At 64.1% G+C, this 25,401-nt stretch carries 26 protein-coding genes; 13 read left to right on the top strand and 13 right to left on the bottom strand.

Annotated features, from left to right (window positions below; all coding sequences use genetic code 11):
- From NCR39_RS26885 to NCR39_RS26875, 3 genes are read right to left on the bottom strand one after another with little or no spacing between them, the layout of a single operon-like run.
- Positions 1 to 1,026, bottom strand: coding sequence for an amidohydrolase family protein (locus tag NCR39_RS26885; protein ID WP_250455601.1), 1,026 nt, complete (start codon positions 1,024 to 1,026; stop codon positions 1 to 3).
- Positions 1,027 to 1,038: 12 nt separating this feature from the next.
- Positions 1,039 to 2,388, bottom strand: a complete 1,350-nt coding sequence (locus tag NCR39_RS26880; protein ID WP_250455599.1) for an MFS transporter — start codon at positions 2,386 to 2,388, stop codon at positions 1,039 to 1,041.
- Positions 2,389 to 2,415: 27 nt separating this feature from the next.
- A complete protein-coding gene (locus NCR39_RS26875; RefSeq protein ID WP_250455597.1) occupies positions 2,416 to 3,717 on the bottom strand; it encodes a gallate dioxygenase in 1,302 nt (433 codons plus the stop codon).
- A 342-nt stretch (positions 3,718 to 4,059) separates the two neighbouring features.
- Between NCR39_RS26875 and NCR39_RS26870 the strand changes: the two genes are divergently transcribed.
- Positions 4,060 to 4,365 carry a high-potential iron-sulfur protein gene (locus tag NCR39_RS26870; protein ID WP_250455595.1) on the top strand — a complete coding sequence of 102 codons (306 nt, stop codon included), beginning with the start codon at positions 4,060 to 4,062 and terminating at the stop codon, positions 4,363 to 4,365.
- Between the two features lie 12 nt (positions 4,366 to 4,377).
- On the opposite strand, the gene NCR39_RS26865 is transcribed toward NCR39_RS26870, so the two are convergent.
- Positions 4,378 to 4,866 carry a DUF4019 domain-containing protein gene (locus NCR39_RS26865; protein WP_250455593.1) on the bottom strand — a complete coding sequence of 163 codons (489 nt, stop codon included), beginning with the start codon at positions 4,864 to 4,866 and terminating at the stop codon, positions 4,378 to 4,380.
- 118 nt (positions 4,867 to 4,984) lie between these two features.
- Here NCR39_RS26865 and NCR39_RS26860 point away from each other — a divergent pair, with 118 nt between their 5' ends.
- Positions 4,985 to 5,857 carry an endonuclease/exonuclease/phosphatase family protein gene (locus NCR39_RS26860; protein ID WP_250455591.1) on the top strand — a complete coding sequence of 291 codons (873 nt, stop codon included), beginning with the start codon at positions 4,985 to 4,987 and terminating at the stop codon, positions 5,855 to 5,857.
- Here NCR39_RS26860 and NCR39_RS26855 read toward each other — a convergent pair.
- From NCR39_RS26855 to NCR39_RS26845, 3 genes are all read right to left on the bottom strand, one after another.
- The gene (locus NCR39_RS26855) at positions 5,854 to 6,924 is read right to left on the bottom strand and encodes a M14 family metallopeptidase (RefSeq protein ID WP_250455589.1); all 1,071 of its coding nucleotides are present in this window, start codon (positions 6,922 to 6,924) and stop codon (positions 5,854 to 5,856) included. The two genes, NCR39_RS26860 and NCR39_RS26855, sit on opposite strands and share 4 nt — an antisense overlap.
- 9 nt (positions 6,925 to 6,933) lie before the next feature.
- A complete protein-coding gene (locus NCR39_RS26850) occupies positions 6,934 to 8,127 on the bottom strand; it encodes a M20 aminoacylase family protein (RefSeq protein WP_250455587.1) in 1,194 nt (397 codons plus the stop codon).
- Positions 8,128 to 8,232: 105 nt separating this feature from the next.
- Positions 8,233 to 9,129: a LysR substrate-binding domain-containing protein gene (locus NCR39_RS26845; RefSeq protein WP_250455585.1), complete on the bottom strand. Its 897-nt coding sequence runs from the start codon at positions 9,127 to 9,129 to the stop codon at positions 8,233 to 8,235.
- Positions 9,130 to 9,303: 174 nt separating this feature from the next.
- On the opposite strand from NCR39_RS26845, the gene NCR39_RS26840 reads away from it, so the two are divergent.
- Complete coding sequence (locus tag NCR39_RS26840) at positions 9,304 to 10,620, top strand: MFS transporter (RefSeq protein WP_250455583.1); 1,317 nt, start codon at positions 9,304 to 9,306, stop codon at positions 10,618 to 10,620.
- A 306-nt stretch (positions 10,621 to 10,926) separates the two neighbouring features.
- Here NCR39_RS26840 and NCR39_RS26835 read toward each other — a convergent pair whose 3' ends face one another.
- On the bottom strand, positions 10,927 to 11,604 hold the full coding sequence (locus NCR39_RS26835; RefSeq protein ID WP_250455581.1) for a nitroreductase: 678 nt from the start codon (positions 11,602 to 11,604) through the stop codon (positions 10,927 to 10,929).
- A gap of 275 nt (positions 11,605 to 11,879) precedes the next feature.
- Between NCR39_RS26835 and NCR39_RS26830 the strand changes: the two genes are divergently transcribed.
- From NCR39_RS26830 to NCR39_RS26805, 7 genes are all read left to right on the top strand, one after another.
- Complete coding sequence (locus NCR39_RS26830) at positions 11,880 to 12,485, top strand: (2Fe-2S)-binding protein (RefSeq protein ID WP_250455579.1); 606 nt, start codon at positions 11,880 to 11,882, stop codon at positions 12,483 to 12,485.
- Positions 12,486 to 12,495: 10 nt separating this feature from the next.
- Positions 12,496 to 13,500: an FAD binding domain-containing protein gene (locus tag NCR39_RS26825; protein ID WP_284507379.1), complete on the top strand. Its 1,005-nt coding sequence runs from the start codon at positions 12,496 to 12,498 to the stop codon at positions 13,498 to 13,500.
- A gap of 21 nt (positions 13,501 to 13,521) precedes the next feature.
- The gene (locus tag NCR39_RS26820) at positions 13,522 to 15,759 is read left to right on the top strand and encodes a xanthine dehydrogenase family protein molybdopterin-binding subunit (protein ID WP_250455577.1); all 2,238 of its coding nucleotides are present in this window, start codon (positions 13,522 to 13,524) and stop codon (positions 15,757 to 15,759) included.
- Positions 15,760 to 15,863: 104 nt separating this feature from the next.
- Positions 15,864 to 16,154: a nucleotidyltransferase family protein gene (locus NCR39_RS26815; RefSeq protein ID WP_040052566.1), complete on the top strand. Its 291-nt coding sequence runs from the start codon at positions 15,864 to 15,866 to the stop codon at positions 16,152 to 16,154.
- On the top strand, positions 16,151 to 16,342 hold the full coding sequence (locus NCR39_RS26810; protein WP_250455575.1) for a HepT-like ribonuclease domain-containing protein: 192 nt from the start codon (positions 16,151 to 16,153) through the stop codon (positions 16,340 to 16,342). Before NCR39_RS26815 ends, NCR39_RS26810 begins: the two co-directional genes overlap by 4 nt.
- Positions 16,343 to 16,388: 46 nt before the next feature.
- On the top strand, positions 16,389 to 16,523 hold the full coding sequence (locus NCR39_RS29845) for a HepT-like ribonuclease domain-containing protein (protein ID WP_350029700.1): 135 nt from the start codon (positions 16,389 to 16,391) through the stop codon (positions 16,521 to 16,523).
- 128 nt (positions 16,524 to 16,651) lie between these two features.
- Positions 16,652 to 18,826, top strand: coding sequence for a malate synthase G (locus tag NCR39_RS26805; protein WP_250455573.1), 2,175 nt, complete (start codon positions 16,652 to 16,654; stop codon positions 18,824 to 18,826).
- A 50-nt stretch (positions 18,827 to 18,876) separates the two neighbouring features.
- Here NCR39_RS26805 and NCR39_RS26800 read toward each other — a convergent pair whose 3' ends face one another.
- The 5 genes from NCR39_RS26800 to gbd all read right to left on the bottom strand — a co-directional run bounded on the left by NCR39_RS26800 (position 18,877) and on the right by gbd (position 22,331).
- Positions 18,877 to 19,062: a 4-oxalocrotonate tautomerase gene (locus NCR39_RS26800; RefSeq protein WP_008347661.1), complete on the bottom strand. Its 186-nt coding sequence runs from the start codon at positions 19,060 to 19,062 to the stop codon at positions 18,877 to 18,879.
- 24 nt (positions 19,063 to 19,086) lie between these two features.
- Positions 19,087 to 19,863: a class II aldolase/adducin family protein gene (locus tag NCR39_RS26795; protein WP_250455571.1), complete on the bottom strand. Its 777-nt coding sequence runs from the start codon at positions 19,861 to 19,863 to the stop codon at positions 19,087 to 19,089.
- Positions 19,841 to 20,752 carry an urea transporter gene (locus NCR39_RS26790; RefSeq protein ID WP_250455569.1) on the bottom strand — a complete coding sequence of 304 codons (912 nt, stop codon included), beginning with the start codon at positions 20,750 to 20,752 and terminating at the stop codon, positions 19,841 to 19,843. Before NCR39_RS26790 ends, NCR39_RS26795 begins: the two co-directional genes overlap by 23 nt.
- A gap of 139 nt (positions 20,753 to 20,891) precedes the next feature.
- On the bottom strand, positions 20,892 to 21,095 hold the full coding sequence (locus tag NCR39_RS26785; RefSeq protein ID WP_250455567.1) for a hypothetical protein: 204 nt from the start codon (positions 21,093 to 21,095) through the stop codon (positions 20,892 to 20,894).
- 96 nt (positions 21,096 to 21,191) lie between these two features.
- Positions 21,192 to 22,331 (bottom strand): 4-hydroxybutyrate dehydrogenase, encoded by a 1,140-nt coding sequence (gene gbd, locus NCR39_RS26780; protein WP_250455565.1) that lies wholly within the window; start codon positions 22,329 to 22,331, stop codon positions 21,192 to 21,194.
- A gap of 119 nt (positions 22,332 to 22,450) precedes the next feature.
- On the opposite strand from gbd, the gene NCR39_RS26775 reads away from it, so the two are divergent.
- From NCR39_RS26775 to NCR39_RS26765, 3 genes are all read left to right on the top strand, one after another.
- A complete protein-coding gene (locus NCR39_RS26775; protein WP_250455563.1) occupies positions 22,451 to 23,386 on the top strand; it encodes a LysR family transcriptional regulator in 936 nt (311 codons plus the stop codon).
- A gap of 102 nt (positions 23,387 to 23,488) precedes the next feature.
- Positions 23,489 to 23,917 (top strand): inner membrane protein YiaA, encoded by a 429-nt coding sequence (yiaA, locus tag NCR39_RS26770; protein WP_250455561.1) that lies wholly within the window; start codon positions 23,489 to 23,491, stop codon positions 23,915 to 23,917.
- A 140-nt stretch (positions 23,918 to 24,057) separates the two neighbouring features.
- On the top strand, positions 24,058 to 25,242 hold the full coding sequence (locus NCR39_RS26765) for a GGDEF domain-containing protein (RefSeq protein WP_250455558.1): 1,185 nt from the start codon (positions 24,058 to 24,060) through the stop codon (positions 25,240 to 25,242).
- Positions 25,243 to 25,401: the final 159 nt, after the last annotated feature.

The raw sequence follows: 25,401 nt of genomic DNA, 5'->3' as shown, positions 1-25,401 counted from the left end.
TCACCGTCCCTTTGCCTTGAGCGCCGCATCGAGCCGCGGATACACGCGGCGCGCGTTGCCTTCGTAGATCTTGTAGCGCGCTTCGGGCTGCATCGACGCAGCCTCGATATAGCGCTTCGTATCGTCGAAATAGTGTCCCGTTTCAGGATCGATGCCGCGCACCGCGCCGATCATCTCGCTCGCGAACAGAATGTTGTCGACGGGAATCACGCGCGTGAGCAAGTCGATGCCCGGCTGATGATAGACGCAGGTATCGAAGAACACGTTGTTGAGCAAATGATCCTTCAGCAAAGGCTTTTTCAGCTCTTGCGCAAGACCGCGAAAGCGTCCCCAGTGATACGGCACCGCGCCGCCGCCATGCGGAATCACGAAACGCAGCGTGGGGAAATCGCGGAACAGGTCGGACGTGAGGCATTGCATGAACGCGGTGGTGTCGGCGTTCAGGTAGTGCGCGCCCGTCGTATGAAAACACGCGTTGCAGCTCGTGCTGACGTGAATCATCGCGGGGATGTCGTACTCGACCATCTTCTCGTAGACCGGATACCAGTAGCGGTCCGAGAGCGGCGGACTCGTCCAGTGTCCGCCCGAAGGGTCCGGGTTCAGATTGATCGCGACATTGCCGTATTGCTCCACGCACTTCACGAGTTCCGGAATGCACGTCGATACATCGACGCCGGGACTTTGCGGCAGCATCGCCGCCGGAATGAAGTGGTCGGGAAACAACTGGCTCACGCGATAGCACAGGTCGTTGCATATCGCGGCCCACGTGCTCGACACTTCGAAGTCGCCGATGTGATGCGCCATGAAGCTCGCACGCGGGCTGAAAATGGTGAGGTCGAGACCGCGCTCGCGCATCAGCCGCAACTGATTGCTTTCGATGGACTCGCGCAGTTCGTCGTCGCTAATGCTCAGTTCCGATACGCGCGGCTTTTCCGATGGATTCCTGATGCCGGCGATCTGCCGATTGCGCCATGCTTCCAGCGCCTTGGGCGCGGTGGTGTAATGGCCGTGTATGTCGATAATCATTCGAACTCCGTACTAATGTGCGACGGTCGTCTGCGGCGCGGTTTCGCCCGCGCGTCCGCGCTGTGCGACGAGAATGGCGATGGCGGCAAGCGTCGCGGGCACGGCGAGCATCGCGAGGATCGCGCCGAACTGCCAGCCGAGACCCAGCAGCGCGCCGCCGAACGCCGAACCGAAGATGCTGCCGAAGCGGCCCATGCCGAGCATCCAGCTCACGCCGGTTGCACGCGCGACCGTCGGATACCGGTTCGGCGCGAACGCGTTGAGTCCGGTCTGCGCGCCGCTCATGCAGAAGCCCGCAGCGAACACGAGCAGCGCGAGCGACGACGACAGCGCGCCAATCCACGCCAGCCCGAGCACGCATACCGCGCCGCCGAGGTACGCCGCGCTGATGACGGGCGCAGGCCGCACTCGGTCCATGATCCAGCCGACGATGATCGCGCCGATCGTCCCGCCGATCTGGAACATCGCCGTGATGTTGGCCGCCGCGGATACGGTGAGGCCCGCGTCCTTCATCAAGGTCGGCATCCAGCCGGTCAGCAGATAGATCACGAGCAGGCCCATGAAATACGTGACCCACAGCGCCGCCGTCAGCACGCCATAGCCATGCGAGAACAGTACGCCGATGGGCTTCTTCATCGGCAACGGCGGCTCGTTCGAGATGAAGATTTCATCGCCATTGAAGCGCGCGCCGCAGACGCGTCCGAGCACCTTGCGAATGCGTTCCTGCGCCGCGCCGCGCACCGCGAGCAGACGCGCCGACTCGGGCAGCAACCAGAGCTGCAGCGGGATCAACGCGAGCGGCAACGCGCCGCCGAAGACGAGCACCGAGCGCCAGCCATGCACCGGGATCAGCCATCCCGCGACGAAGCCGATCAACGCGGAACCCAGATTGAAGCCCGTGAACATGATCGTGATGAGCAGCGCGCGCTTGCGTTGCGGCGCGTACTCGGAGAGCAGCGTCGTCGTGTTGGGCATCGCCGCGCCGAGGCCGATGCCCGTCAGCACGCGCAATATCGCCATGCTCATCGGCGATGTGGTGAACGCAGTCGCGATGGTGAACACGCCGAACAGGAAGACCGATGCGATCAGCACGCCCTTGCGTCCGATGCGGTCCGACGCCGGTCCCGCCGCCAATGCCCCGATCACGAGACCGATGGGCGCCGCGCTCATCACGAGACCGAACGCGGGCCGCGAGATATGCCAGTCCGCGATGATCGAAGGCGCGACGAAGCCCATGATGGCGACGTCCATGCCGTCGGCGGTGACGACGAGAAAGCACAGCGCCACCAGCAGCCACTGGTAGGCGGAGATGGGCCGCTCGTCGATAAAGCCCTTGATGTCGATGGTTCTACCGCTAGTCATGTGTGTCTCCGTCCCTGTATGTGTGTTTTATTCCTTGCCCTTCTCCGCCTTGTCCCAGTCGAGCTTGCCCGCGCCCTTGCCCGCGACCGAATACAGCGCGCCGGGTGCGTTGCGAGTCCGCTGGAATGCTTCGAGGGTTTCGCCGCGCATGGCGGCATAGATATGCAGGTTGGACACGCCCGTCACCGCGCCGAGCTTCTCCAGCATGAAGAAGATGACGCCGTAATGCAGCAGCGCGCGCCAGTCGCGTCGGCGGATCATGTCGCGCTCTTCTTCGCTTAAGCCAGCCGCCTCGAAACTTGCTTCGGCATCCTTATGAAATGCTTCGCGGTGCGCAGGCTCGATCATGCGATGCAGATAATCGTTGATGCGATACGCGCGCACCGCCGTTTCGATATCGAACGGATACGTGCCTTGCAGCTTCTCGACATCCGTCAGTTGTTCCGCCATGCGCTCGCGATGTCGCTCGATGATCGCGGGCTTCGTCTCGCTGTCTTCGCCTTCGTAGATGGCGGTCGCGATGCCGGCCATCGAAGGCAGGTAGTAGCTGCGATGCTTGCACACGACATTCGACGACAACGCGCCGCGCATCGTGAGCCACATGATGACTTCCGCGCCTTCGTAGCCGCCCAGCTCCGCATATTCCGCGAGGGTCATGTCAGCGAGCTGCTCGGGATCGCGCTCGAAGAGATCGAGGAAACGCGCGTCCCATTCGGTGTTGTTGAAGCCGGCACGCTCGCCGTGCACCTGATGCGAGAGGCCACCCGTGGCGAGAATCGCGACCTTGATGTCTTCCGGGTAGCTTTCGATGGCGCGACGCAATGCCTTGCCGAGCTTGTAGAAGCGCCGCGCGCTCGGCACCGGCAATTGCAGCACGCCCATTTGCAGCGGCACGATGCTCACGGGCCACTCGGGCTTGTGCGGGCACAGCATCGAAAGCGGCGAGAAGCAGCCGTGATCGAGCGGCTTGTTCTGGAAGAACGACATGTCGAACTCGTCGGTGACGAGCGACTTGCCGATGTGCGCGGCGAGTGCGGGATGGCCCTTGACCGGCGGAAGATCGCGCGCGCCGCCGCCTTCATCGGCGACATGCCATTCGGGACCGACGCCCAGCGCGAACGCCGAGTAATGATCGAAGAAGAACGACGTGACGTGATCGTTATAGATGGTCACGATCACATCGGGACGCTTCTCTTCGATCCAGTCCGCGAGCGGCGCGAAGTTCTCGAAGATCGGCGCCCAGACGGGATCGTCGCGCTTGTTCTTGTCGAATGCGAAACCGATGGTCGGCGTGTGCGAGGCGGCAATACCGCCAATGATGCGGGCCATGTTCAGATGCTCCGTGAGATGCCGGGCGACGAGGCGCTCGTCGACTGCACGCGGCCCGGTTCGTTGCGAAAACGTGAGCGGACGATACGGCGCGCACCGCACGCGCGGAACTGCGCGTAAACCATGAGGCGAAGCAGGGAGGACGGCGCGCGGAAATGATGGATCGTTGCCGGTGGCGGCTTGGCGGGCGGGGGCCGCACGTCGCGGTCCGATCTTGCCGATAAACAAAACAGATGGCCTGACAAAAAGGACGCAAAGCCGGACGCTCGTGCATGCATCGATGCGCGAGTCGGCGTATCGTTCCGTTAGCGCAAGAGAACGACAACCGGATCACTCCACGATATGAACCATTCCCGCCGCAGTTTCATGGTGCTGACGATGGGCGCGGGCGCGTCGCTATGGCTCGCCCGCGCGAACGCGGAGGCTCCGCATTTGAGCGAAGCCGATCCGGCGGCCGTGGCCGTCGGCTATAAGGAAGACGCCGCGAAGGTGGACCGGGCGAAGTACCCGAACTTCGCGGCAGATCAGACGTGCGCGAATTGCTCGCTGTTTCAGGGCAAGTCCACCGATGCCTGGGGCGGATGCACGTTGTTCAGCGGGAAAGACGTGGCGGCGAAGGGATGGTGTGCGTCGTGGACGAATATGTAGAGGCGTTGCGCCTCACCGCACCGAATACCCCACGAACCGCCAGCTTCTATCCGCATCGAGAATGAACGTCACGACTTCGCGCGACGACTGTTGCGGCTGGCTGAACTGCGTATCGAACGCGACGCTCATGAACCATCCCGCGGGCATGTTGCCCGTGCCGTCGAAGTGAAGATGCTTCACGCCCATCGGCATGCGCATGCCCGGCGTGCCGAGCGTCGCGCGATCCCGCGACACCTTGCTCACGAAGTCCTCGCGCGCGATGACCCGTTTCGCCACGTCGGACGACGCATCCCATACATCGCCCGCCTTGTCCTGATCGATCATCCTCACGATCGTCGCCGCCATTTCCGCGATATCCTGATCCTGCTTGTCGAGGCCCGCCTGCTGCTCGCGCGTGAGCGTGGGCGCCGGCCCGCTCTGCGGCACAGGCTGCGCCTGACACGCGATGCAGAACGACATCGATGAAATCCCGCTCAACCACAGTTTCGTGCTCGTTTTCATGGTGCATTCATGACGTGTTTCGATACCGCGGATTGTAGGCCGCGCTTTTTCGAGACAGTCAGAAATACTGGGTTTCGCAAGACGGACTCGCGCACGAACCGACCCGAGGATCACGGACATGCGACTCGTCGACTGGAATATGCAATGGGGACGCGGCGTGGATGGCCGCGTCGATCTGCCGCGCATCGTCAACGAGGCGAAGGCGCTGCACGACTTCGACGTGCTCTGTCTGCAGGAAGTCACGCGCGGCTTTCATGAAAGCGAAGAAGCGGGCGGGCTCGCAGGCCGCCCGAGCGCCGATCAGTTCGCCGAACTGGCCGCGCTGATTCCGGGCGCGACCGTCATCAAAGGCATCGGGTCCGATCTTCCGCCGATGGGCGCGGGCCTCGCGCGGCGGCAGTTCGGCAACGCCATCGTCAGCCGTCTGCCCGTGCGGCAAGTGCTGCGCCATTCGCTGCCGTGGCCCGCCGATCCCGCGAAGCCGTCGATGCTGCGTATCGCGCTCGAAGCGGTCATCGAAACGGACGTCGGCCCGCTGCGCATCATCAGCACGCATCTGGAGTTCTACTCGGAAACGCAGCGGCTCGCGCAAGTGGCGCGGCTGCGCGAGCTGCACAGCGAAGCGTGCGCGCATGCTCGCCGCCCATCGAAGTCCGAGAATCCGGCGAGTCCGTTCGCCGATACCGCGCGGCCCATGTCGGCCATCGTCTGCGGCGACTTCAATAGCGCATTCGAAGGCTCCGCGTATCGCGCGATGCTCGAACCCATCGCGGACGCGCCATCCTTCGCCGATGCATGGACCTGCGCGCATCCGGACGAGCCGCGCGCCGCGACCGTCGGCCTGTACGATCACGAGCAGTGGGCCGACGGTCCGTTCGCGTGCGACTTCATCTTCGTCACCGACGATCTGAAGCCGCGCATCGCCGGATGCGAGGCCGATCAGAAGAGCCGGTCATCGGACCATCAGCCGATGTGGCTCGAACTGCGCTAGCCCTCGCGCGACAAGCCGTAGACCGCCTGCAGCACCGCCGCGCGCGCCTGGCCCAGAATCATGCCGCGCCACGTGTCGTCGTCGATATAGAACGCCGCGCGAATCTGGCGTCGGATGCCGGCCTTCAGCGCGTCGGGCGCGTCGGCGTGATGGCGCAGCCACACATCGGCGCGAAGCATGTCGAGCATGTCGGTGAGCGGCACGGTGCCGTATTCGATCGCGATCGCCGCGTTCGATGCATGCGGGCACGTCTGCGACAGCACATCGAGCAGCGGCCCGGCGACATCCGCCGCGATGGACGTGCCGTCGAGCGGACTCGTCACGTCCGCGCCCCACCATCGTCTTGCACGCGCCAGCTCGCCGATGTTGATCTTCGCGCCGAAGCCGCTCGGCCCAAGTCCCGTATGAAAATCGATCCAGCCGATGGCCGCGCAACGCTCGCCATAGCCGGCGAGAATCTCGCGCATCGTGCGCGTGCTCCATGCCGTTTCGCTGCCGCCGTAGAACATGCCTTCGGCGTGCGTGTACTGGCCCGTCGTCACGGCTTGCTGATACGCCCACTGGCCGCGCGTGTCGATATAGTCGCGGATCGCGGCGACGTTGGCTTCATCGGGCGGCCACGTCTGCGGTATCAGCAAGCCATGCAGTTCCGCATAGCCCGCGTTCTGGCGCAAGGGCGCGTCGAAATCCACGCTATTGCGATTCAGATCGACGTTGCCTTCGGTTGTGCGGCTCAGGTACGAAAAGCCGTACGGGTTGATCGCATGCACGAGCAGGAGCGCGACGCCGAGCTTGTCGAGCAGCGCGGGCAACGCGTCGTCGTGAAGCAGCGCGATCTGCGCGCCCGAGCCGCAAAAGCCCTCGACACCATGCGTCGCCGATGTCAGCACGAGCATGCGCTTCGCATCGGCGGGGCCCATGCGCACGATATCCGTCGCGAGCGTTTCGCCTTCGAGTCCGCTTATGTCAGGCAGCACGCGCGTGTCGACATGGAACTGGCGCAGGGCGGCGGCATCGATGAAGCGCTGGCGTGCATCGCGATATGAGGAAGAGAAATACGTCGTCATGTTCGCCGCTCACGCACGCGAGAGAAACTTCTCGACGAGCTTGACCCAGTATGTCGATCCGAGCGTCAGCACGTTGTCGTTGAAGTCGTAGCTGCTGTTGTGAAGCATGCACGGCCCGAGGCCATGACCATGATCGCGATGCGCGCCTTCGCCATTGCCGATGTATCCATAGCAGCCGGGACGCTCCAGCAGCATGAAGGAGAAGTCTTCCGCGCCCATGGTCGGATCGACGTTCGTGTTCACATGATCGACGCCCGCGACTTCCTGCATCACGCCGAGCGCGAACTGCGTTTCATCGTGCGTGTTCACGGTCAGCGGATAGTTGCGCACGAACTTCACTTCGGCCTTGCATCGATACGCCGCCGCCGTCGCCGCGACGATCTCCTTCATGCGCGTCTCGATGAGATCGAGCGTATCGACGGCAAACGTGCGCACGGTGCCCGCGAGCGTGGCGGTCGTCGGAATGGCGTTGACCGCGTGACCCGCCTGCATCTTCGTGATGGACAGCACGGCGGCATCGATCGGCCGCTTGTTGCGCGTCATGATGCTCTGCAAGCCCGTGCCGATCTGCAGCGCGGTGAAGACGGGATCGACGCCATCGTGCGGAATCGCGGCATGCGAGCCGATGCCTTCGATACGAATCTCGAACTCGTTGCTCGATGCCTGCGTCGCACCGACGCGCGCGCCCATGTTGCCCGCCGGCATGCCCGGCCAGTTATGCAGCGCGAAGACGGCATCGACGGGAAAGCGCTGAAAGAGCCCATCTTCGATCATGGCTTTCGCGCCGCCGCCGCCCTCTTCCGCCGGCTGGAAGATGAACACGACGGTGCCGTCGAAATCGCGATGCTTCGAAAGATATTGCGCGGCGCCGAGGAGCATCGCGGTATGGCCGTCGTGGCCGCACGCGTGCATCTTGTTCTCGTGTTTCGATGCATGCGCGAACGTGTTCGATTCGGGAATCGGCAGCGCGTCCATGTCCGCGCGCAAGCCGATAGCGCGCTTGCTCGTGCCTTTCTTCAACACGCCGACGACGCCCGTTTTCCCGAGCCCGCACGTCACTTCGATATCCCAGCTCTCCAGCTTCCTCGCGACGAGTTCGGCGGTGCGCGCTTCTTCATAACAGAGTTCGGGATGCGCGTGGATATCGCGGCGAATGGCTTTGAGTTCGTCTTGCGACTGGGCGATCTCGGGAATGATCGGCATGCTTTCCTCTTGGGTCGATGAATGACGGGCCTGACGTTGAAGCATTGTCGATGGCCGTAATTCACAGCGAAAGCCGATATTTCTTGTCCGTGACTTAAGGAAACCTCATGCATCGCGCGCGACGTCGGCGGCTCGCGAACGCGCGCGAATGCTTTCCTGAACCACTCGCATGACCGCGTGTCGATCGTGAATCTTGCGCTCCAGCATGCCGACGACGCGTCGCGGCGTGTTCTTCGCGAGCGGCATCACGACGAGCGCGGGATCGCTCGCCCACGACCCGTATTCGAGCAGCGGCACCACGGAGACGCCCGCGCCCTGCCGCACCAGTTCCACGATGACTTCGAGCGAATTGAGTTCGAGGAACTCGCTGACGGTGAAGCGGTTATGGCGCAACGCGCGATCGATCAGCGCGCCGGTGCGCTGCGCACGATCGAAGCGCAGAAAGGGGCCGCTCGCGAGCATGTCGGCGGCATTCGCATACGCGCGTCCCGAAGAGCCGACGGCCACGAGCGGCTCCGAATAAAGCGGCGTCCAGTTGAGGCTCGCGGGCGTCTTGCCCGCCATTTCGACGATCACCGCCGCGTCGATCTCGCCTGCCTCGACCTGCGGCGCGAGCGCGAGCGCCTTGCCCGTGAAGAGCCGCACATCGAGCCTCGGATACTGTCCTTTCAGTTCGGTAACGACGGAAGCGAGCGCGCCCATCGCGGAATCGACGGCGCCGATGGAAACCGAGCCGGCGATTTCGTCGTCGAGACCGGTGAGACGCATGCTGTCGTACAGCGCGACGATGCGCTCCGCCTGTGGCAACACCTGCTTGCCGATGCTCGTCAGCCGGTTCGTGCGTCCGACGCGATCGAAGAGCGGCCGCTTCAGATCGTCTTCGAGCGATTGCATCTGCATGCTGACCGCCGCCTGCGTGAGCGCGACTTTTTCGGCGGCGGCGGCGAAGGAGCCATAACGCGCCACGGCAATGAAGGTGCGCAAAAAGCGAATATTGCTCATGACGTGCCTAGGGATTACCCGACGTTGTATTCAGGTTTCCTTGAGGTTTCCTTGAATGTCAGTTCAGAAATTCTATATTTTCTTAATTTATTCCGGCGTAGTCTTTGCATGTTGTCGTAACGGAAAGCGCGGAAACGAACGCGCGATAAAACATATTCTCTCGGAGTCTTTTCGATGAGCACCGTACTACCCGCATCGCACGCCGCTGCCGACAACGCCGCGTCCAACTTATCGGGCCGACGCGCCATCGTCGTTTCGACCATCGGCAATGCGCTCGAATGGTTCGACTTCATGGTGTACGGCTTCTTCGCGGTCATCATCTCCAAGCTGTATTTCCCCGCCACCAGTCCCACCATTTCGTTGCTCGCGACGTGGGCCACGTTCGGCGTCGGCTTTCTCACGCGGCCGCTCGGCGGCATCGTGCTCGGCGCGGTGGCGGATCGCGTCGGACGCAAATCCGCGCTCACGCTCACCATCTCGCTGATGGCGGTCGGCATCGCGATTATCGCGTTCGCGCCGACTTATGCGGCTATCGGCGTCGCCGCGCCCTTGCTGATGCTGCTCGGCCGCCTGATTCAGGGCTTCTCCGCCGGCGGCGAAGTGGGCTGCGCCACGGCGTTTCTCGTCGAGTATGCGCCCGCCAACAAGCGCGGCTACTTCGGCAGCTACCAGATGGTCGCGCAGGCGGCGGCAAGCCTCGCGGGATCGTTCTGCGGCGCGGTGCTCACGCGTTCGCTGAGCCCGGAAAGCCTCAATAGCTGGGGATGGCGCGTGCCGTTCGTGCTCGGCTTGCTGATCGTGCCGGTCGGCCTGTATCTGCGCTCGAAGCTGGATGAATCGCCCGTGTTCGTCGAAAAGGCGCAGAAGAACGAACTGACGTCGAGCCCCATTCGCGATACCGCGACCAAGCACTGGCTGCCCGTGCTCGCGGGCCTGGGCCTCACGGTGTTCGGCACCATCGGCACGTATATCTTCCTGCTCTACTTGCCGACGCACGCCACGCGCGTGCTGCACATGGCGCTCACCGACGGCCTCATCAGCTCGACCATCGGCGCGCTCGTGTATCTCGTGTGCTGCCCGGTGTTCGGCAAACTGTCGGATCGCATCGGCCGCAAGAAGATCATGGCGACCGCGCTCACGCTGTCGTTCCTGACCGCATATCCGATCTTCGCCGTGCTCACCGCGCATCCGAGCCTGCCGATGCTGATCGTCTGCCAGGCGTTGCTCATGACCTACCTCGGCATGTATCAGGGTTGCTATCCGGCGTTCATCTCGGAGCTGCTGCCGTCGAGCGTGCGGTCGACGGGCATCTCGGTCAGCTACAACATCGCGGTCATGATCTTCGGCGGCTTTGCACCGGCCATCGTGCAATGGCTGACGATGACCACGGGCGATGCGCTTTCCATCTGCTACTACGTGATCTTCGGCAGCGCCGTCGCGCTTCTGACCATCATTCCGCTGCGCGACCGCTATAGCGAAGCGCTGCGCTGAGCGTCACCGCGTTTTCATCGTTGAAAGCCGCGCCGCCTTCGGGTGGCGCGGCTTTTTGTTTCGGCGTGGCGTGCGAGAAGTTTTTGCGCGCTTAAGGCCGGGTTAAGAATGAGGCCCTAGTCTGAAGCCTGACCGACCCACCCCTCCTTCCGGCCGCGCAAGCGGCCCTTTTTTTATCGACGCGATGTCCATGATCCTGCGCCTTCTGCTGATCCTGATCGTGCTCTCCGCTTTCACGGCGGCCGGCGTCGTCGTGCTCTCGCTGGTCGCGCGGCTCGCGCTTGCGCACTGACGCTTGCGATTCACTCAATCGCCCGAAAAGCGCACGACGTTCTTCAACGGCTCGCGATCGCTCGAAAGCCGGTTCTCCGGCTGCGACCAGTCCGCGTATCCGAGGCTCATGCCGCACACCACAGTCTCGTTCTCCGGCAGCTTCAACTGCTCGGCAATGATGCGGTGATATCGGTTGAACGCCGCCTGCGGACACGTATCGAGCCCGAATGAACGCGCCATCAGCATGACGTTCTGGATGAACATGCCGTAGTCGAGCCACGAGCCGCGCTCCATCGTGCGGTCGGTGGTGAAGATGATGCCCACCGGCGCGCCGAAGAACGCGAAATTGCGGCCCATTTGCGCGTGCATGCCTTCTTTGTTCTCGCGCGTGATGCCGAGCAGCGAGTACAGCCCGATGCCGAGCGCGCGCCTTCGTTCGATGAAAGGCGACGTCCACGTGCGCGGGTAATACGCGAATTCTTCTTCGTGCTCGCGGTCGGCGGCGGGATTGTTGAACACGTCGAGAATCGCGCGCGACAGCGCTTCTTTCGCATCGCCGGTAAGCACATAAACTTTCCACGGCTGGATGTTGCTGCCCGACGGCGCGCGGCATGCGCTTTCCAGTATCGCTTCGAGCGTCGCGCGTTCGACGGGATCGGGCAAGAACGCGCGGATCGAGCGGCGCGAAGCGATGGCATCGGCAACGTTCATGTTTTGCAGTGGAGAAATAGGCAATGCATTAACGCTACCACGCTCAGGCATGCTTCGTGCCCCTGTATTTCATCGTGGGTTCGCCTGGCCGTCGTCTGTGAAAGATCGGCCACGTCTGCCTATACTGGCTGAGTGTCATCGCCGCAACGCCACGCTTCAACGCATCAACGCATCAACGCATCACGCACCAACGCTTCATCGCATCTTCGCCTCTCAAGGTCCCGCCGCATCCGCAGCCTCGCGCCGCGCGTTGCGCCATTGAAGGAGATTGCTCGATGCAACACCCCGTTCCCCAATCGACTCCCGCGCGCGCCGATAAATCGACAACGAACCCGCGCGCAGACACGCAAGAAGCAAACGGCAACGCGCACGCCGCCGCCGACGTGCTCGCGCCGCCCGCCGCGAAATCAGGCGACGCTAAAGCCGGCGTCACGCTGACCATCAACGGTCAAAGCCATACGCTCTCGCTCGATCCGCGCACCACGCTTCTCGATGCGCTGCGCGAGCACGTGCATCTCACCGGCACCAAGAAAGGCTGCGATCACGGGCAATGCGGCGCATGCACCGTGCATGTGAACGGCCGTCGCGTGAATTCGTGCCTGTGCCTCGCCGCCGCGCACGATGGCGACGCGATCACGACGATAGAAGGCATCGGCGAAGTGGACGCGCTGCATCCGATGCAGGCGGCGTTCGTCGAATGCGACGGCTTCCAGTGCGGCTATTGCACCGCCGGCCAGTTGATGTCCGCGGTCGCGCTGCTCGACGAACCCATCGGCGCAAGCGACGACGACGTGCGCGAAGCGATGAGCGGCAACCTGTGTCGCTGCGGCGCGTATCAGAACATCGTCACGGCGATCCAGTCCGTGCGCGGCAAGGAATAAGGAGCGCGCCATGGACATGTTTCAGCTTTCCCGCGCGCGCGATCTGCCCGAGGCGATCAAGGCCGGCGCATCCGCGCACACCGCGCAGCAAGGCGCCGAAGTGCGCTTTCTCGCGGGCGGCACGACGCTCGTCGATCTGATGAAGCTCAACGTCGAACGGCCCGTGCGTATCGTCGATATCAACCGGCTGCCGCTCGGCGAAATCGCGGCGACGGACGACGGCGGCGTGCGCATCGGCGCGACGTCGCGCAATTCGGATGTCGCGCATCATCCGCTGATCCGCGAGCGTTATGCGGTGCTTTCGCAGGCGCTGTTGTCCGGCGCGTCCGCGCAGTTGCGCAACATGGCGACGACCGCGGGCAATCTGCTTCAGCGCACGCGTTGTGTCTATTTCCGCGATACCGCGTCGCCGTGCAACAAGCGAGAGCCGGGAAGCGGCTGCTCCGCGATCGGCGGGGCGAATCGCATGATGGCGATTCTCGGCACGAGCGAAGCGTGCATCGCGAGCAATCCGTCGGACATGAACGTCGCGCTCGCGGCGCTCGAAGCGACGATTCACGTGGAAGGCACGAGCGGCAAGCGCGCCATCGCGTTCGACGACTTCCATCTGCTGCCCGGCACGACGCCCGATCGCGAGCACGTGCTCGAAGCCGGCGATCTCGTCACGCACGTGACGCTGCCGCCGCCAGTCGTTGGCGCGCGTTCCGTGTATCTGAAGCTGCGCGACCGCGCATCGTATGAATTCGCGCTCGCTTCGGCGGCGATCGTCGTCGGCGTGAAGGACGGCCGCATCGCGCATGTTCGCGTGGGATTGGGCGGCGTCGCGACGAAGCCGTGGCGATCGCGCGAAGCCGAGAAGGAACTGCAAGACGCCGCGCCCGACGAAGCCGCGTTCCGGCGCGCCGCCGACGCCGCGCTCGCCGACGCGAAGCCGCAAAGCGAAAACGGCTTCAAGGTGGAACTGGCGAAGCGCTGCATCGTGCATGCGCTCACGCTCGCCACGCAGGCATCCTGAACCGAATCGAGGAACGCATCCATGTCCACCGCGCCCGACATCAAGCCGTCCGCCAACGGATTCATCGGACGGCCTCAATCGCGCATCGACGGGCCGCAGAAGGTCTGCGGCCGCGCGACGTATACATCCGACGTCGATTTGCCCGGCATGCTGTACGCGGTGCCGGTCGGCAGCACCATCGCGAGCGGCAGGATCACGTCGCTCGAATTCGCCGCCGCGCAGGCCATGCCCGGCGTCAAGCTGATCCTGCATCGCGGGAACGTGGGACGGCTGTATCGCATTCCGGCCAATTCGTTCGAAGACGGCTATGTCGACGAACAGCGTCCGCCCTTCGAGGACGACGTGATCCGCTATTACGGCCAGTACGTCGCGTGCGTGATCGCGGAAACCTTCGAGGCCGCGAGCGCCGCGGCGGCTGCGATCAAGGTCGGCTATGAGGTCGCAAAGCACGACGTCAGCACGACGCTCGCGCCCGACCAGGAACCGAAAGTCCAGAGCGAACGCGGCGATCCGGCGGGCGCATTCGACAGCGCGCCCGTGAAGATCGACGAAACCTATGTGACGCCGGCGGAAACGCACAATCCGATCGAACTGCACGCGACCGTCGCGCATTGGGACGGCGACAACTACACGTTCTACGAGACGAGCCAGGCAGTGGCGAATCATCGCGGCACGCTCGTGCAGATGCTCGGCGTGCCGAAAGAGAAAGTGCGCGTGATTTCGCGCTTTCTCGGCTCGGGCTTCGGCAGCAAGCTGTGGATGTGGCCGCATTCGCTGCTCGCCGCCGCCGCGACGCGTCAGACGGGCCGCCCGGTGAAGCTCGTGCTGAGCCGCAAGATGATGTTCCAGAACGTGGGGCATCGGCCGGTGACGCAGCAGCGCATGCGCCTTTCCGCGACGCAGGACGGCAAGCTCACGTCCGTGCAGCACGACTTCCTGAACCACGCGGCGCTCGCCGACGAATACACCGAAGATTGCGGCGAAGCGACGCCGCAGATGTACAGCACGGCGAACCTGCGCGTGACGGGCGGCTCGGTGAAGCGCAACGTCGGTTCGCCCACGTCGATGCGCGGCCCCGGCGCGGTGCCCGGCCTCTACGCGCTGGAATCGGCGATGAACGAGCTTGCGCTCGCGCTGAAGATGGATCCGGTCGAACTGCGGCTGCGCAACGAGCCGGGCGTCGACGAAAGCAGCGGCTTGCCGTTCTCGTCGCGGCATCTGGTCGAGTGCCTGAAGACCGGCGCGGAGAAGTTCGGCTGGTCGCGGCGCACGCCCGAAGTCGGCTCGATGAAACGCGATGGCCTGACGCTCGGCTGGGGCGTCGGCGCGTGCAGCTGGCCGGGGCTGCGCTTTTCGGCGGAAGCCACCGTCGATCTGCGCGCGGACGGCACGGCGCGCGTCGTGTGCGGCACGCAGGACATCGGCACGGGCACGTACACGATCCTCGCGCAGCTCGTCGCGGAGCAGACGGGCATCGCGCTCGACAAGATCGAAGTCGGCCTCGGCGATACCGCGTTGCCCATCGGGCCGATATCGGGCGGATCGGCGGCGACGGCATCGGTGGTGCCGGCGGTGTCGGATGCGACGCGGGCGGCGATCGGCATCGTGTTGTCGCGGGCGAGCGCGGCGGAAGGGTCGCCGTTGGCGGGCGCGAAAGCCGAGGAACTCGCGTTCAGCGACGGGCGGGTGCATCGCAAGGGGGAAGCGCCGGAGAGCGGCGTGCCCTACACGCGCATTCTCGAAGCGGCGCGGATGCACGCGGCGTCGGGCAGTGCGAGCGCGAAGGGCGGCTTCGACGATCCGCTCAAGAAGGACTGGTCGATTCACTCCTACGGCGCGCATTTCGCGGAAGTCACGTGGGAACCGGCGACGGCGCGGCTGCGCGTGAGCCGCGTGGTGACGGTGATCGACGGCGGCAAGATTCTGAATCCGCGTGCGGCGCGCAATCAGATTGAAGGCGCGGTGGTCATGGGCGTCGGCATGGCGCTTTTCGAGCACACGTCCTACGACGAGCGTTCCGGCGCGCCGGTCAACAGCAGTCTCGCGGATTACGTCATCGCGACGAATGCCGATACGCCGAAGCTCGATGTCACGTTCCTCGATCACCCCGATACCGTGTTCAACGAGCTTGGGGCTCGGGGGATCGCGGAGATCGGGCTGGCGGGGATTGCGTCGGCGATCACGGACGCGGTTTATCACGCGACGGGGGTTAGGGTGAGGAAATTGCCGGTGATGATCGAGGATTTGCTGGGGGGTTGAGCGCGTGCGTGGGTCCGGCCTTTCGCGACGGAAGGCCGGATTTTCGTGCTCGCGCGCTATGCTAGACTCGATCGGTGTCCGCGCTAGCAATTGCATATTCCGCCATGAAACCCTCCATCGCACTCCAGGCTCATCGCGACGATATTCGACGCGTCGTGGAAGCGCATCGTGCGTCGAATGCGCGTGTGTTCGGATCCGTTGCCCGCGGCGACGATACGGAAGACAGCGATCTCGATCTGCTGATCGATCCGACGCCACGAACCACGATGCTGGACATCGGTGCAATCCGCCATGAACTGCGCACGTTACTCGGGGTCCCAGTCGACGTCCTCACGCCTAACGCGCTTCCGGATCGTACGCGTGAGGTGATCATTGCCGGAGCCATTCCGGTATGAGTCGTGACATCCAGACTTTGCTCGAGTACCTGGATCACGTCCTTACCGCAATTCGGCGTATCTCGCGTTACACCCAAGGAATGGACGAGGCGGCTTTCCTCGAGGACGAATTAATTCAGGACGCGGTTCTTCGCAATCTGGAAAACGTCGGCGAAGCATGCAATAACATCCGGCGGCAATTTTCCTGACTTCGTCGCAAAGCATCGAGACGTCCCTTTCTCAGCCGCTTACGAAATGCGCAATGCAATCGCTCATGGCTACCACAAGGTCGATATGAGCGTCATCTGGACGACCGTGGCGGAAGATACGCCGGCCATGGAAAGCCAGTTCGAAGCGCTCGCCGCCGAAGCGAAACATCTCGGCGACTAGTTGCCGCGCCCGCGCCGCCCCCAGGCACACCGCTTGCAGGCCGACGCGATGCAATTCCCCTCCCATTCCGCGCTACCATACTCCCCAGCCCCCAATCCCCTATGTAGCAGCAATCAGCCGGAGTGCCCATGAACGAAATGATTCAACAGCACGGCCTCAAGGTCGCCGCGAGTCTCGCGAAGTTCGTCGAAGAAGAAGCCATTCCCGGCACGAGCGTCGATGCCGCATCCTTCTGGAAAGGATTCGATGCCATCGTGCACGACCTCGCGCCGAAGAACCGCGCGCTGCTCGCCGAGCGCGACCGCCTTCAGACCGAACTCGACAACTGGCATCGCAGCAACCCCGGCCCGGTGCGCGACCTGCGCGCGTATCGCAAGTTTCTGGAAGACATCGGCTATATCGTGCCCGCGCCCGCGCAAGTGCAGGCGACCACGGCCAACGTCGATCGTGAAATCGCCGAGCAGGCCGGGCCGCAGCTCGTCGTGCCGCTCTCGAATCTGCGCTATGCGCTCAACGCCGCCAACGCGCGCTGGGGCAGCCTCTACGATGCGCTCTACGGCACCGACGCCATCGACGACAGCGAGGGCGCCGAACGCACCGCCGAATTCAACCCGAAGCGCGGCGCGAAGGTCATCGCGTATGCACGCGCTTTCCTCGACGACAACGCGCCCCTCGCGCACGGCTCCCACGCCGACGCCACGAAGTACAGCGTCGAGCGCGGCCAGCTCGTCGTCACGCTGAAGGACGGCAAGAGCAGCCTCGCCAATCCCGAGCAATTCGCGGGCTTTCAGGGCGATGCAGCCGCGCCGAGCGCCGTGCTGCTCAAGCACAACGACCTCCACTTCGAGATTCAGATCGACGCGAATCATTCCATCGGCAAGACGGATGCCGCGCACGTCAAGGACGTGCTGATGGAAGCGGCCGTGAGCACCATCATCGATTGCGAAGACTCGGTCGCCGCCGTCGATGCCGCCGACAAGACGCAGCTCTACCGCAACTGGCTCGGGCTGATGCAGGGCCAACTGTCGGAACAGGTCACGAAGAACGGCAAGACGTTCACGCGCAGCCTGAACGCGGACCGCGAATACACGGCGCCGGACGGCGGCACGCTCAAGCTGCATGGCCGCTCGCTCCTGTTCATCCGCAACGTCGGGCATCTGATGACGAACCCCGCCGTGACCGATCGCGACGGCAACGAAATTCCCGAAGGCATCCTCGATGCCGTGATGACCACGCTCGGCGCGCTGCACGATCTGAAGAACAAGATCAACTCGCGCACCGGCTCCATCTATATCGTCAAGCCGAAGATGCACGGCCCCGCCGAAGTCGCGTTCTCGGACGAACTGTTCACGCGCGTCGAAGATCTCTTCGGCCTGCCGCGTCACACGATCAAGATGGGCATCATGGACGAGGAGCGCCGCACGAGCGTCAACCTCAAGGCGTGCATCGCGGCAGCGAAGGCGCGCGTCGCGTTCATTAACACAGGCTTTCTGGATCGCACCGGCGACGAGATGCATTCGTCGATGGAAGCCGGCCCGATGATGCGCAAGGGCGACATGAAGTCGTCGGCGTGGATCGGCGCGTATGAGCGCAACAACGTGCTCGTCGGCCTGAACACCGGCTTGCGTGGCCGCGCGCAGATCGGCAAGGGCATGTGGGCGATGCCGGACCTCATGCACGCGATGCTCGAACAGAAGGTCGCGCATCCGAAGGCCGGCGCGAATACCGCGTGGGTGCCTTCGCCGACGGCCGCGACGCTGCACGCGCTGCACTACCATCAGATCGACGTGCAGCACGTTCAGCAGGACACGGAAAGCATCGACTATGAAGGCGTGAAAAACGAACTGCTCGACGGGCTGCTGACGATTCCCGTCGTCGAGAAGGCAACGTGGTCGGAAGACGATATCCGCAACGAGATCGAGAACAACGCGCAGGGCATTCTGGGTTACGTGGTGCGCTGGATCGATCAGGGCGTCGGCTGCTCGAAGGTGCCGGACATTCATGACGTCGGCCTGATGGAAGACCGCGCCACCTTGCGCATTTCGAGCCAGCACATCGCGAACTGGCTGCGGCACGGCATCGTGACGGAAGAGCAGGTGCGATCGACGCTCGAACGCATGGCGGCGGTCGTCGACCAGCAGAACGAGGCCGATCCGTACTATCGTCCGATGGCACCCGCGTTCGATAGCTCCTACGCGTTCAAGGCCGCCTGCGCGCTCGTCTTCGAAGGACGCACGCAGCCGAACGGCTACACGGAACCGCTGTTGCACAAGTTCCGGCTTGCCGCGAAGGAAACGATGTAACGCTCACGGCGAACGCGGCGGCATCGCGCTGCCGCGTTCGCATCGAAGCGCTATTGCTCCGACCACAGCTTGCCCGCGGTCGCCCAGTTCTCGCGCTTCACGTCCGTCAGGATGATATCCACCGAACCCGGCTCGCAGCCGAGCGTCTCGCAAGTCGTGCGCGTGATCGCCTCGACGAACTTGCGCTTCTCTTCCACCGTGCGGCCTTCGAAGAGCTGGATGTTGAAAGTCGGCATTGCGTTGATTCCTCCAGTTGCGTTTTAGTCGCGATAAGTCGGGTCGATGCGCTCGAGCTTTCGTAGCAGCGCGGGCCATTCGAGCGCGCCTTCCATAGCGTCGTCGTCGTGCAATTGCGCCGCCGTGCGCGTGACGACTTCCGGCGTCGGCACGATCATCTTTCCCACGCCCGCCAGCGCGCGCAGTTGAATATCGCATGCCTTGACGAGCATATCCATCAGCACGTAAGCCTCCGCGATGGTGCGCCCGAGCGTCAGCGGCCCGTGATTGCGCAGGAGCATCGCGCGATGCCCGCCGAGACTCGCGACGAGCCGCTCGCCTTCCGCGCGCGAGAACGCGAGGCCTTCGTAATCGTGATACGCGAGATGGCCGTGAAAGCGCATCGCGTGCTGAGAGGCCGGCAGCAGGCCGTGCGGCTGCGTCGATACCGCGATCGCTTCGCGCACGTGCAGATGCATCACGCACGCGGCGTCGGCGCGCGCGGCATGCACGGCGGCGTGCAGCGCGAAGCCCGTCGCGTTCACCGGATGCGCGCTTTCGCCGATCACGTTGCCGTCGATATCGATCTTCACGAGATTCGACGCGGTCACTTCATCGAACGCCAGTCCGAACGGGTTGATCAGAAAGCGCCCCGGTTCGCCCGGCACGCTCGCGGAAATGTGCGTGTAGACGACGTCGTCCCAGCCGTTCAGCGCGACGAGCCGATACGCCGCCGCCAGATCCACGCGCGTCGCGGTTTCGGCGGCCGAGCGCGGTCCGCTTTCGCCGATCCTGCGCTCAAATGTGTGGGTGAACGACATGCGAGCCTCCTCCTTTCGATGATCCTTCGACGCGCCGCGCCACGAGCATCGTCGCCCACGACGCGAGCACGAACGGCGCGGTGAGCGCCGCGATGCCGACGCAATCCGCGATGCGCTCGATCGCCACCGCCAGCGCAATCGCCAAGAACGCGTAGCGCGCGCCGAACGGTGCGATGGCGAGCGCCGCGAGCGCCGCATTGAAGCCGCACGCGCCGGAAAGCAAAACGGCGTCGCTCGTGCCGCACAGCCCGTGCAGCGCCGCGCCGAACGCGCTGCCCGCGAGCGCCCAACCGGCGCGTGCGGGCCGCGCGGCGAACAAGCCTGCCGCGATAAACGCGCCCGCGACCGCGCCGGATGCGAACACGATGGGCGCCAAACCCGCGAACGCGGACATCGTCAGCGCGGCGACGCCGGCCGGGACCGGTCCGAGCGCGCCGACTTCGCCGCGATCGGCAAGCAACGGCATCCAGCACCAGGTGACGATGATCGCCGGGCTCGACAAGATCGGCAAGTCGCGAAGCGAAAGCGCGCGCGTGAGCGGCGCCGCGAGCAGCGTCGCGAACATCGCCGCGACGATGGCGACAGCCGCCGCCTGCGACGCATCGCGGATGAACGTGAACGCCGCCAGCGCGGCGAGCGCGCCGTTGAAGCCGTAGAGGTCGTCGCGGATGACGGGGGAATCGGCGGGTTCGGTGATGACCGCGATGACGTTGCCGACGATCGCGCCGATCACGAGCGCGCACGCGAGGCGCGGGCTCGCCGCGAGCACGCCGGCGAACAGCAGCGCGCCGGTCGCGGCATTGCGCTGAAGCACGATCTGCCCGATCGCGCGGGCGAAGCTGCGGAGCTGAGCGCCGAAAGCGGCGTCGGAATGAAGAACGATGGACATGCGCGGCGGCATCGCTTGAGGAAGCCGCCAGCATAGGACAAGCCGCGCGCGTCGTGCGACGCGGGGCCGTATAGCGGGTATTGGCGGGAAACGCCGAGGTGAAACGAAAACAGCCGCTCGGCGGCGGCTGTTTAGTTGATTAGTTGAACGCGAGCGGCATCATCGTGGAACCGTCGATGGTCGCCGTTGCGTAATTCAGGTCGGAACTCATCTTGACCAGTTCCGTGACGTTTTCACGGAAGTTCGGATGTTTTTCCCACGTGATATAGCTGGCATCGACCACGGCGGACAGCGTGAGCAGCGTAAAAGCGATTTTTTCGAGAATGACGTAACGGGTGCGCATGACAGTGAATCCAGAATTTGCTGCACATTGTAACAAAGACTAGGGGTTTTCCCTAGTCATTTGTTGCATTGCCGCAAACCGCCCTGCGCACCCCGCTTACATCGACGCTTCCAGCATCGCCGCGTAGTCGTCGCTCGACGCATCGCGCGGATTCGTCTTGTGGCTGTGATCCTTCAGCGCCCCGGCGATGATCCGCGGGAAAAGATCGCGCGTGACGCCCAGTTCCGCCAAGCCGCGCGGCAGGCCGAGCGTCGCGGTCATGGTGCGGATGGCGTTGCCGACGTCGTCGCCGGAAGCGAGGCCCATCGCCTGCGCGATGCGCGCGAGCTTGCCTTCTTCCTGCATCGAAGGCGCGCTGCTGTTGAACGCGATCACCGCCGGCAGAAAAATGGCGTTGAGCGTGCCGTGATGCAGCTTCGGATTGATGCCGCCGAGCGAATGGCTCAGGCTGTGCACGCAGCCCAAGCCCTTCTGGAACGCGAGCGCGCCTTGCATCGACGCGCTCATCATGTTCCAGCGCGCCGCGCGGTCCGAGCCGTCGCGGGTCGCGCGCTCGATGTGCCGCCACGCGCGCCAGAGGCCGTCGAGCGCGATGCCGTCGGCGGGCGCGTTGAACGCCGGCGCCATGAACGTCTCCAGACAATGCGCGATGGCGTCCATGCCGGTCGCGGCGGTGAGCATCGGCGGCAGGCCGAACGTGAGTTCCGGATCGCAGATGGCGACTTTCGGCACGACATGCGGAGAAATCACGCCGACCTTGCGGCCGTCGTCGAGAATCAGGATCGCGCCGCGGCCCACTTCGCTGCCGGTGCCGGCCGTCGTCGGAATGGCGATGACCGGCGCGGTCTTCGCCGTGATGCGCGCGAGGCCGCCCTCGATCACCGCGAAGCTCTGCAGCGGACCGTCGTGCGTCGCGCAGACGGCGACGCCCTTCGCCAGATCGATCGACGAACCGCCGCCCGCCGCGATCACGCCATCGCAATCGTTCGCGCGATACAGCTCGACCGCCGCGCGCACGGCGGCTTCGTTCGGGTTCGGCGGCGTGGCGTCGAAGACGGGCGCGGCGAAGTTCGGGCCGAGCGCATCGACGACCTTGTCGAGCAGGCCGGCCGCGCGAATGCCCGCATCGGTCACGATCAACGGACGGCGAATGCCGAAGCGCTCGCACTCGCCGGCGAGCAGGCGCACCGCGCCGTAGTCGAACTGAATCTGCGTGATGTAATTGATGAGAGCCATGATGGAATGACGAAAGGTTATATCGCGTGGCCGAGTATACGGACGCATTCCGCTCCGCGATACTGACGGCGTGTGATAAGGGTATAACTTTCTCTCAAGCCATATCGGCTGAACGAATCATGACGCCATCGCTCAATTCGATTCTCTCGCGCCTGCACGTCAGGCAGTTGCGCCTGCTCATCGCGCTGGAGGAACGCGGCTCGCTGCTCGGCGCGGCGAAGCAGCTTGCGCTCACGCAGCCGGGCGCGAGCAAGGCGCTGCATGAAATCGAAACGACGTTCGGCACGCCGCTTTTCGTGCGGACGCATCGCGGGCTGGAGCCGAACGCGGTCGGCCATTGCGTGATCCGTTACGCGCGGCTCATTCACACGGATATCGCGCATTTGCGGGAGGAGATCGTCGGCATCATGCGCGGTTATGGCGGGCGCGTGTCGGTGGGCGTGATCATGGGCGCGGTGCCGCTCGTCACCGATGCGATCACCGCCGTCAGCGCGCGTCAGCCGGAAATGTCGGTGGAGATCGTCGAGGATACGAGCGCGACGCTGCTCGGCCTCATCGACGCGGGACGGCTCGATGTCGCCGTGTGCCGCACGAGCGTGAGCCAGACGCCGTATCTGTACGACAGCGTCGTCGTGCAGCAGGAGACGCTCGCCGTGATCGCGAACGTCGATCATCCGCTCGCGAAGCGCCGCCGCGTCGCGCTGAACGATCTGGCGAAGCATCGCTGGGTGGTGTATCGCGCGAACATGCCGATGCGCCTTCTGCTCGAACGCGAGTTCCACGACGCGGGCTTGCGCTTTCCGTCGCATTTGCTCGAAACGACATCGGCATTCGCGACGCTCGCGCTGCTGGAGAAGAATCCGTCGCTCGTGGCGCTCGTATCGGTCGATGTCGCGCGCTTTTGCACGGCGCATGGCGTCGTGTGCACGCTGCCGCTCGCGTTCACATCGAAAAGCGAGCCTTATGAGATGGTCACGCGCCGCGACGCGCAGCTTTCGGCGGGCGTGCGGCTGTTGATGGACGAGATCGCGGATGCGGGGCGCAACGCGGCTTAGACCACGAAGCGCGCCGCCTTTCTCTCAGAAAACATCCCTGCTAGAGTGCCCGTCGATACGCCCGCGTCAGGGCGTCGTTGATCGAAAAAGGAACTCATGGCAATGGTTAGCATCCCTTCTCAACGGCCCTCGGCCGCCTTCGTCGTCGCGTCGTGGGGCGCATTGTGCGCCGGCTTCGCAGCATATCTGGCCGGATTGTGGAATGCCGGCATGCAGTTGAACGAAAAAGGCTATTACTTCACCGTCCTCGTGTTCGGGCTTTTCGCGGCTATCTCGCTTCAAAAGACGGTGCGCGACCGAGTAGAAGGCATTCCCGTGACGAAGCTGTATTTCGGCCTGAGCTGGATTGCGCTCGTGCTGGCAATCGGTCTGCTTGCCGTCGGCCTTTTCAATGCGACGCTTGCGCTAAGCGAAAAGGGTTTCTACGCGATGTCCTTCGGCCTCGCGCTGTTCGGCGCGATCGCGGTTCAAAAGAACACGCGCGACATTCAGGCCGCGCCGCGGGCAAGCGTGGAATCCGAAACAATTTGATCGTTGGACGGCACGCAAACGTTTCACATCGCGAGCAAGCCCTCGCCGCTATAAAGTTCGATCCTTTCATTCCGTTATCCGATGTGTGGAGCAACTGTCCCTAAGGCCGAGCATTTGCCCGGCCAATGCACATCGCAAACATGGACCTACAGACCGAATCGTTCACTCTCCCGCGCGGGCGCGCGGCGACGTGGTTGCTGCACGCGGGCCCGGACATTCCGCGCGCCATCCGCGTCGCGCTCGTGGGCAGCCTCTTCGGCACGCTGCCGATCTTCGCGGGCGGCGTGTTCAACACCATCGGGGTCGCGTGGGTGCTGCAAACGCGGCATCCGTCGTTTGCATTCGATATCTGGCTCGCGCTCGAAGTCGCGGTCTGTCTCGCGCGGCTCGCCGTGCTGATCGTCGCGCGCCGGCGCGCCCGCGCCGGCAAATCGACGCTCACCGATGCCTACGTGCTCCTCGCGCCGCTGTGGGGCGCGACGGTCGGCTACGGCGCGCTCGTCAGCGTGCTCTCCGGCGACTGGGTGGCCGCCACGCTCTCGTTCCTTTCGGCGGCGGCGATGGTCGGCGGCATCTGCTTTCGCAATTTCGGCGCGCCGCGTCTCGTCGCGGCGATGATCTTTCTGTCGCTCGGGCCGTGCTGCATCGGCGCACTGCTTTCGGGCGAGCCGACGCTCCTGCTCACGCTGCTGCAAATTCCCTTCTATCTCTTCGCGATGAGCGCCGCCGCGTGGCGTCTGAACGGCATGCTCGTCTCGACGATGAAAGCGGAACAGGAAAACGACCGCCGCGCGCGCCACGACGAACTCACGGGCCTTCTGAACCGCGCCGGGTTGTTCCAGGCCGTGCGCTATCGCATGCTGCACGGCCGGGCGCACGATCGCGCCTACGACGCGCTGCTCTATCTCGACCTCGACGGCTTCAAGGCGATCAACGATGCCTGCGGCCACGAAGTCGGCGACACGCTGCTCGCGCTCGTCGCGCGCCGGCTGCGGCATCTGACGGGCGAAGACGCGCTGGTCGCGCGTCTCGGCGGCGACGAGTTCGTGATCGTCGCGCCGCCGAGCATCGATCCGCTCGCGCTCGCGGATCTGCTGGTCGTCGAACTGGGCAAGCCGTTTCATGCGGAAGGCGACGGCGCGCTGACGATCGGCGCGAGCATCGGCATTGCGATGTTCGATCGCAATCACACCGAACTCGACGGCGTGCTGCGCGACGCGGACAACGCGCTTTACGCCGCGAAACGCTCGGGCAAGAGCCGATGGGTAGCCGCGAGCGGCAGCGAAAGCGCACCGCAGCCGTCGGGCGAATCGGCGCTCGTCTAAATCGGAAAATATTCGTCTGAATGATTATCCGAACCGAGTCGTTATTACCGGATTAATGCGAGCCTAAATCCTTTATTCAGCACCGCTTTCCTGTTGTTCTTCCGCTGCGTCGATAAAAATTGCACGATCTGTTTTAAGCAAACGTTTGGCGTTCTTTTG

It is taken from the genome of Caballeronia sp. ATUFL_M2_KS44 (assembly GCF_023630965.1).
Lineage (GTDB): Bacteria > Pseudomonadota > Gammaproteobacteria > Burkholderiales > Burkholderiaceae > Caballeronia > Caballeronia concitans.
The sequence above is the reverse complement of the archived record's forward strand: the minus strand, read 5'-3'. Positions and strand labels throughout refer to the sequence as shown.

Bases quoted from the DNA above. Each gene is read 5' to 3' on its own strand.
- NCR39_RS26885 (WP_250455601.1), bottom strand. From the start codon at position 1,026: ATGATTATCGACATACACGGCCATTACACCACCGCGCCCAAGGCGCTG.
- NCR39_RS26880 (WP_250455599.1), bottom strand. From the start codon at position 2,388: ATGACTAGCGGTAGAACCATCGACATCAAGGGCTTTATCGACGAGCGG.
- NCR39_RS26875 (WP_250455597.1), bottom strand. From the start codon at position 3,717: ATGGCCCGCATCATTGGCGGTATTGCCGCCTCGCACACGCCGACCATC.
- NCR39_RS26870 (WP_250455595.1), top strand. From the start codon at position 4,060: ATGAACCATTCCCGCCGCAGTTTCATGGTGCTGACGATGGGCGCGGGC.
- NCR39_RS26865 (WP_250455593.1), bottom strand. From the start codon at position 4,866: ATGAAAACGAGCACGAAACTGTGGTTGAGCGGGATTTCATCGATGTCG.
- NCR39_RS26860 (WP_250455591.1), top strand. From the start codon at position 4,985: ATGCGACTCGTCGACTGGAATATGCAATGGGGACGCGGCGTGGATGGC.
- NCR39_RS26855 (WP_250455589.1), bottom strand. From the start codon at position 6,924: ATGACGACGTATTTCTCTTCCTCATATCGCGATGCACGCCAGCGCTTC.
- NCR39_RS26850 (WP_250455587.1), bottom strand. From the start codon at position 8,127: ATGCCGATCATTCCCGAGATCGCCCAGTCGCAAGACGAACTCAAAGCC.
- NCR39_RS26845 (WP_250455585.1), bottom strand. From the start codon at position 9,129: ATGAGCAATATTCGCTTTTTGCGCACCTTCATTGCCGTGGCGCGTTAT.
- NCR39_RS26840 (WP_250455583.1), top strand. From the start codon at position 9,304: ATGAGCACCGTACTACCCGCATCGCACGCCGCTGCCGACAACGCCGCG.
- NCR39_RS26835 (WP_250455581.1), bottom strand. From the start codon at position 11,604: ATGAACGTTGCCGATGCCATCGCTTCGCGCCGCTCGATCCGCGCGTTC.
- NCR39_RS26830 (WP_250455579.1), top strand. From the start codon at position 11,880: ATGCAACACCCCGTTCCCCAATCGACTCCCGCGCGCGCCGATAAATCG.
- NCR39_RS26825 (WP_284507379.1), top strand. From the start codon at position 12,496: ATGGACATGTTTCAGCTTTCCCGCGCGCGCGATCTGCCCGAGGCGATC.
- NCR39_RS26820 (WP_250455577.1), top strand. From the start codon at position 13,522: ATGTCCACCGCGCCCGACATCAAGCCGTCCGCCAACGGATTCATCGGA.
- NCR39_RS26815 (WP_040052566.1), top strand. From the start codon at position 15,864: ATGAAACCCTCCATCGCACTCCAGGCTCATCGCGACGATATTCGACGC.
- NCR39_RS26810 (WP_250455575.1), top strand. From the start codon at position 16,151: ATGAGTCGTGACATCCAGACTTTGCTCGAGTACCTGGATCACGTCCTT.
- NCR39_RS29845 (WP_350029700.1), top strand. From the start codon at position 16,389: ATGCGCAATGCAATCGCTCATGGCTACCACAAGGTCGATATGAGCGTC.
- NCR39_RS26805 (WP_250455573.1), top strand. From the start codon at position 16,652: ATGAACGAAATGATTCAACAGCACGGCCTCAAGGTCGCCGCGAGTCTC.
- NCR39_RS26800 (WP_008347661.1), bottom strand. From the start codon at position 19,062: ATGCCGACTTTCAACATCCAGCTCTTCGAAGGCCGCACGGTGGAAGAG.
- NCR39_RS26795 (WP_250455571.1), bottom strand. From the start codon at position 19,863: ATGTCGTTCACCCACACATTTGAGCGCAGGATCGGCGAAAGCGGACCG.
- NCR39_RS26790 (WP_250455569.1), bottom strand. From the start codon at position 20,752: ATGTCCATCGTTCTTCATTCCGACGCCGCTTTCGGCGCTCAGCTCCGC.
- NCR39_RS26785 (WP_250455567.1), bottom strand. From the start codon at position 21,095: ATGCGCACCCGTTACGTCATTCTCGAAAAAATCGCTTTTACGCTGCTC.
- gbd (WP_250455565.1), bottom strand. From the start codon at position 22,331: ATGGCTCTCATCAATTACATCACGCAGATTCAGTTCGACTACGGCGCG.
- NCR39_RS26775 (WP_250455563.1), top strand. From the start codon at position 22,451: ATGACGCCATCGCTCAATTCGATTCTCTCGCGCCTGCACGTCAGGCAG.
- yiaA (WP_250455561.1), top strand. From the start codon at position 23,489: ATGGTTAGCATCCCTTCTCAACGGCCCTCGGCCGCCTTCGTCGTCGCG.
- NCR39_RS26765 (WP_250455558.1), top strand. From the start codon at position 24,058: ATGGACCTACAGACCGAATCGTTCACTCTCCCGCGCGGGCGCGCGGCG.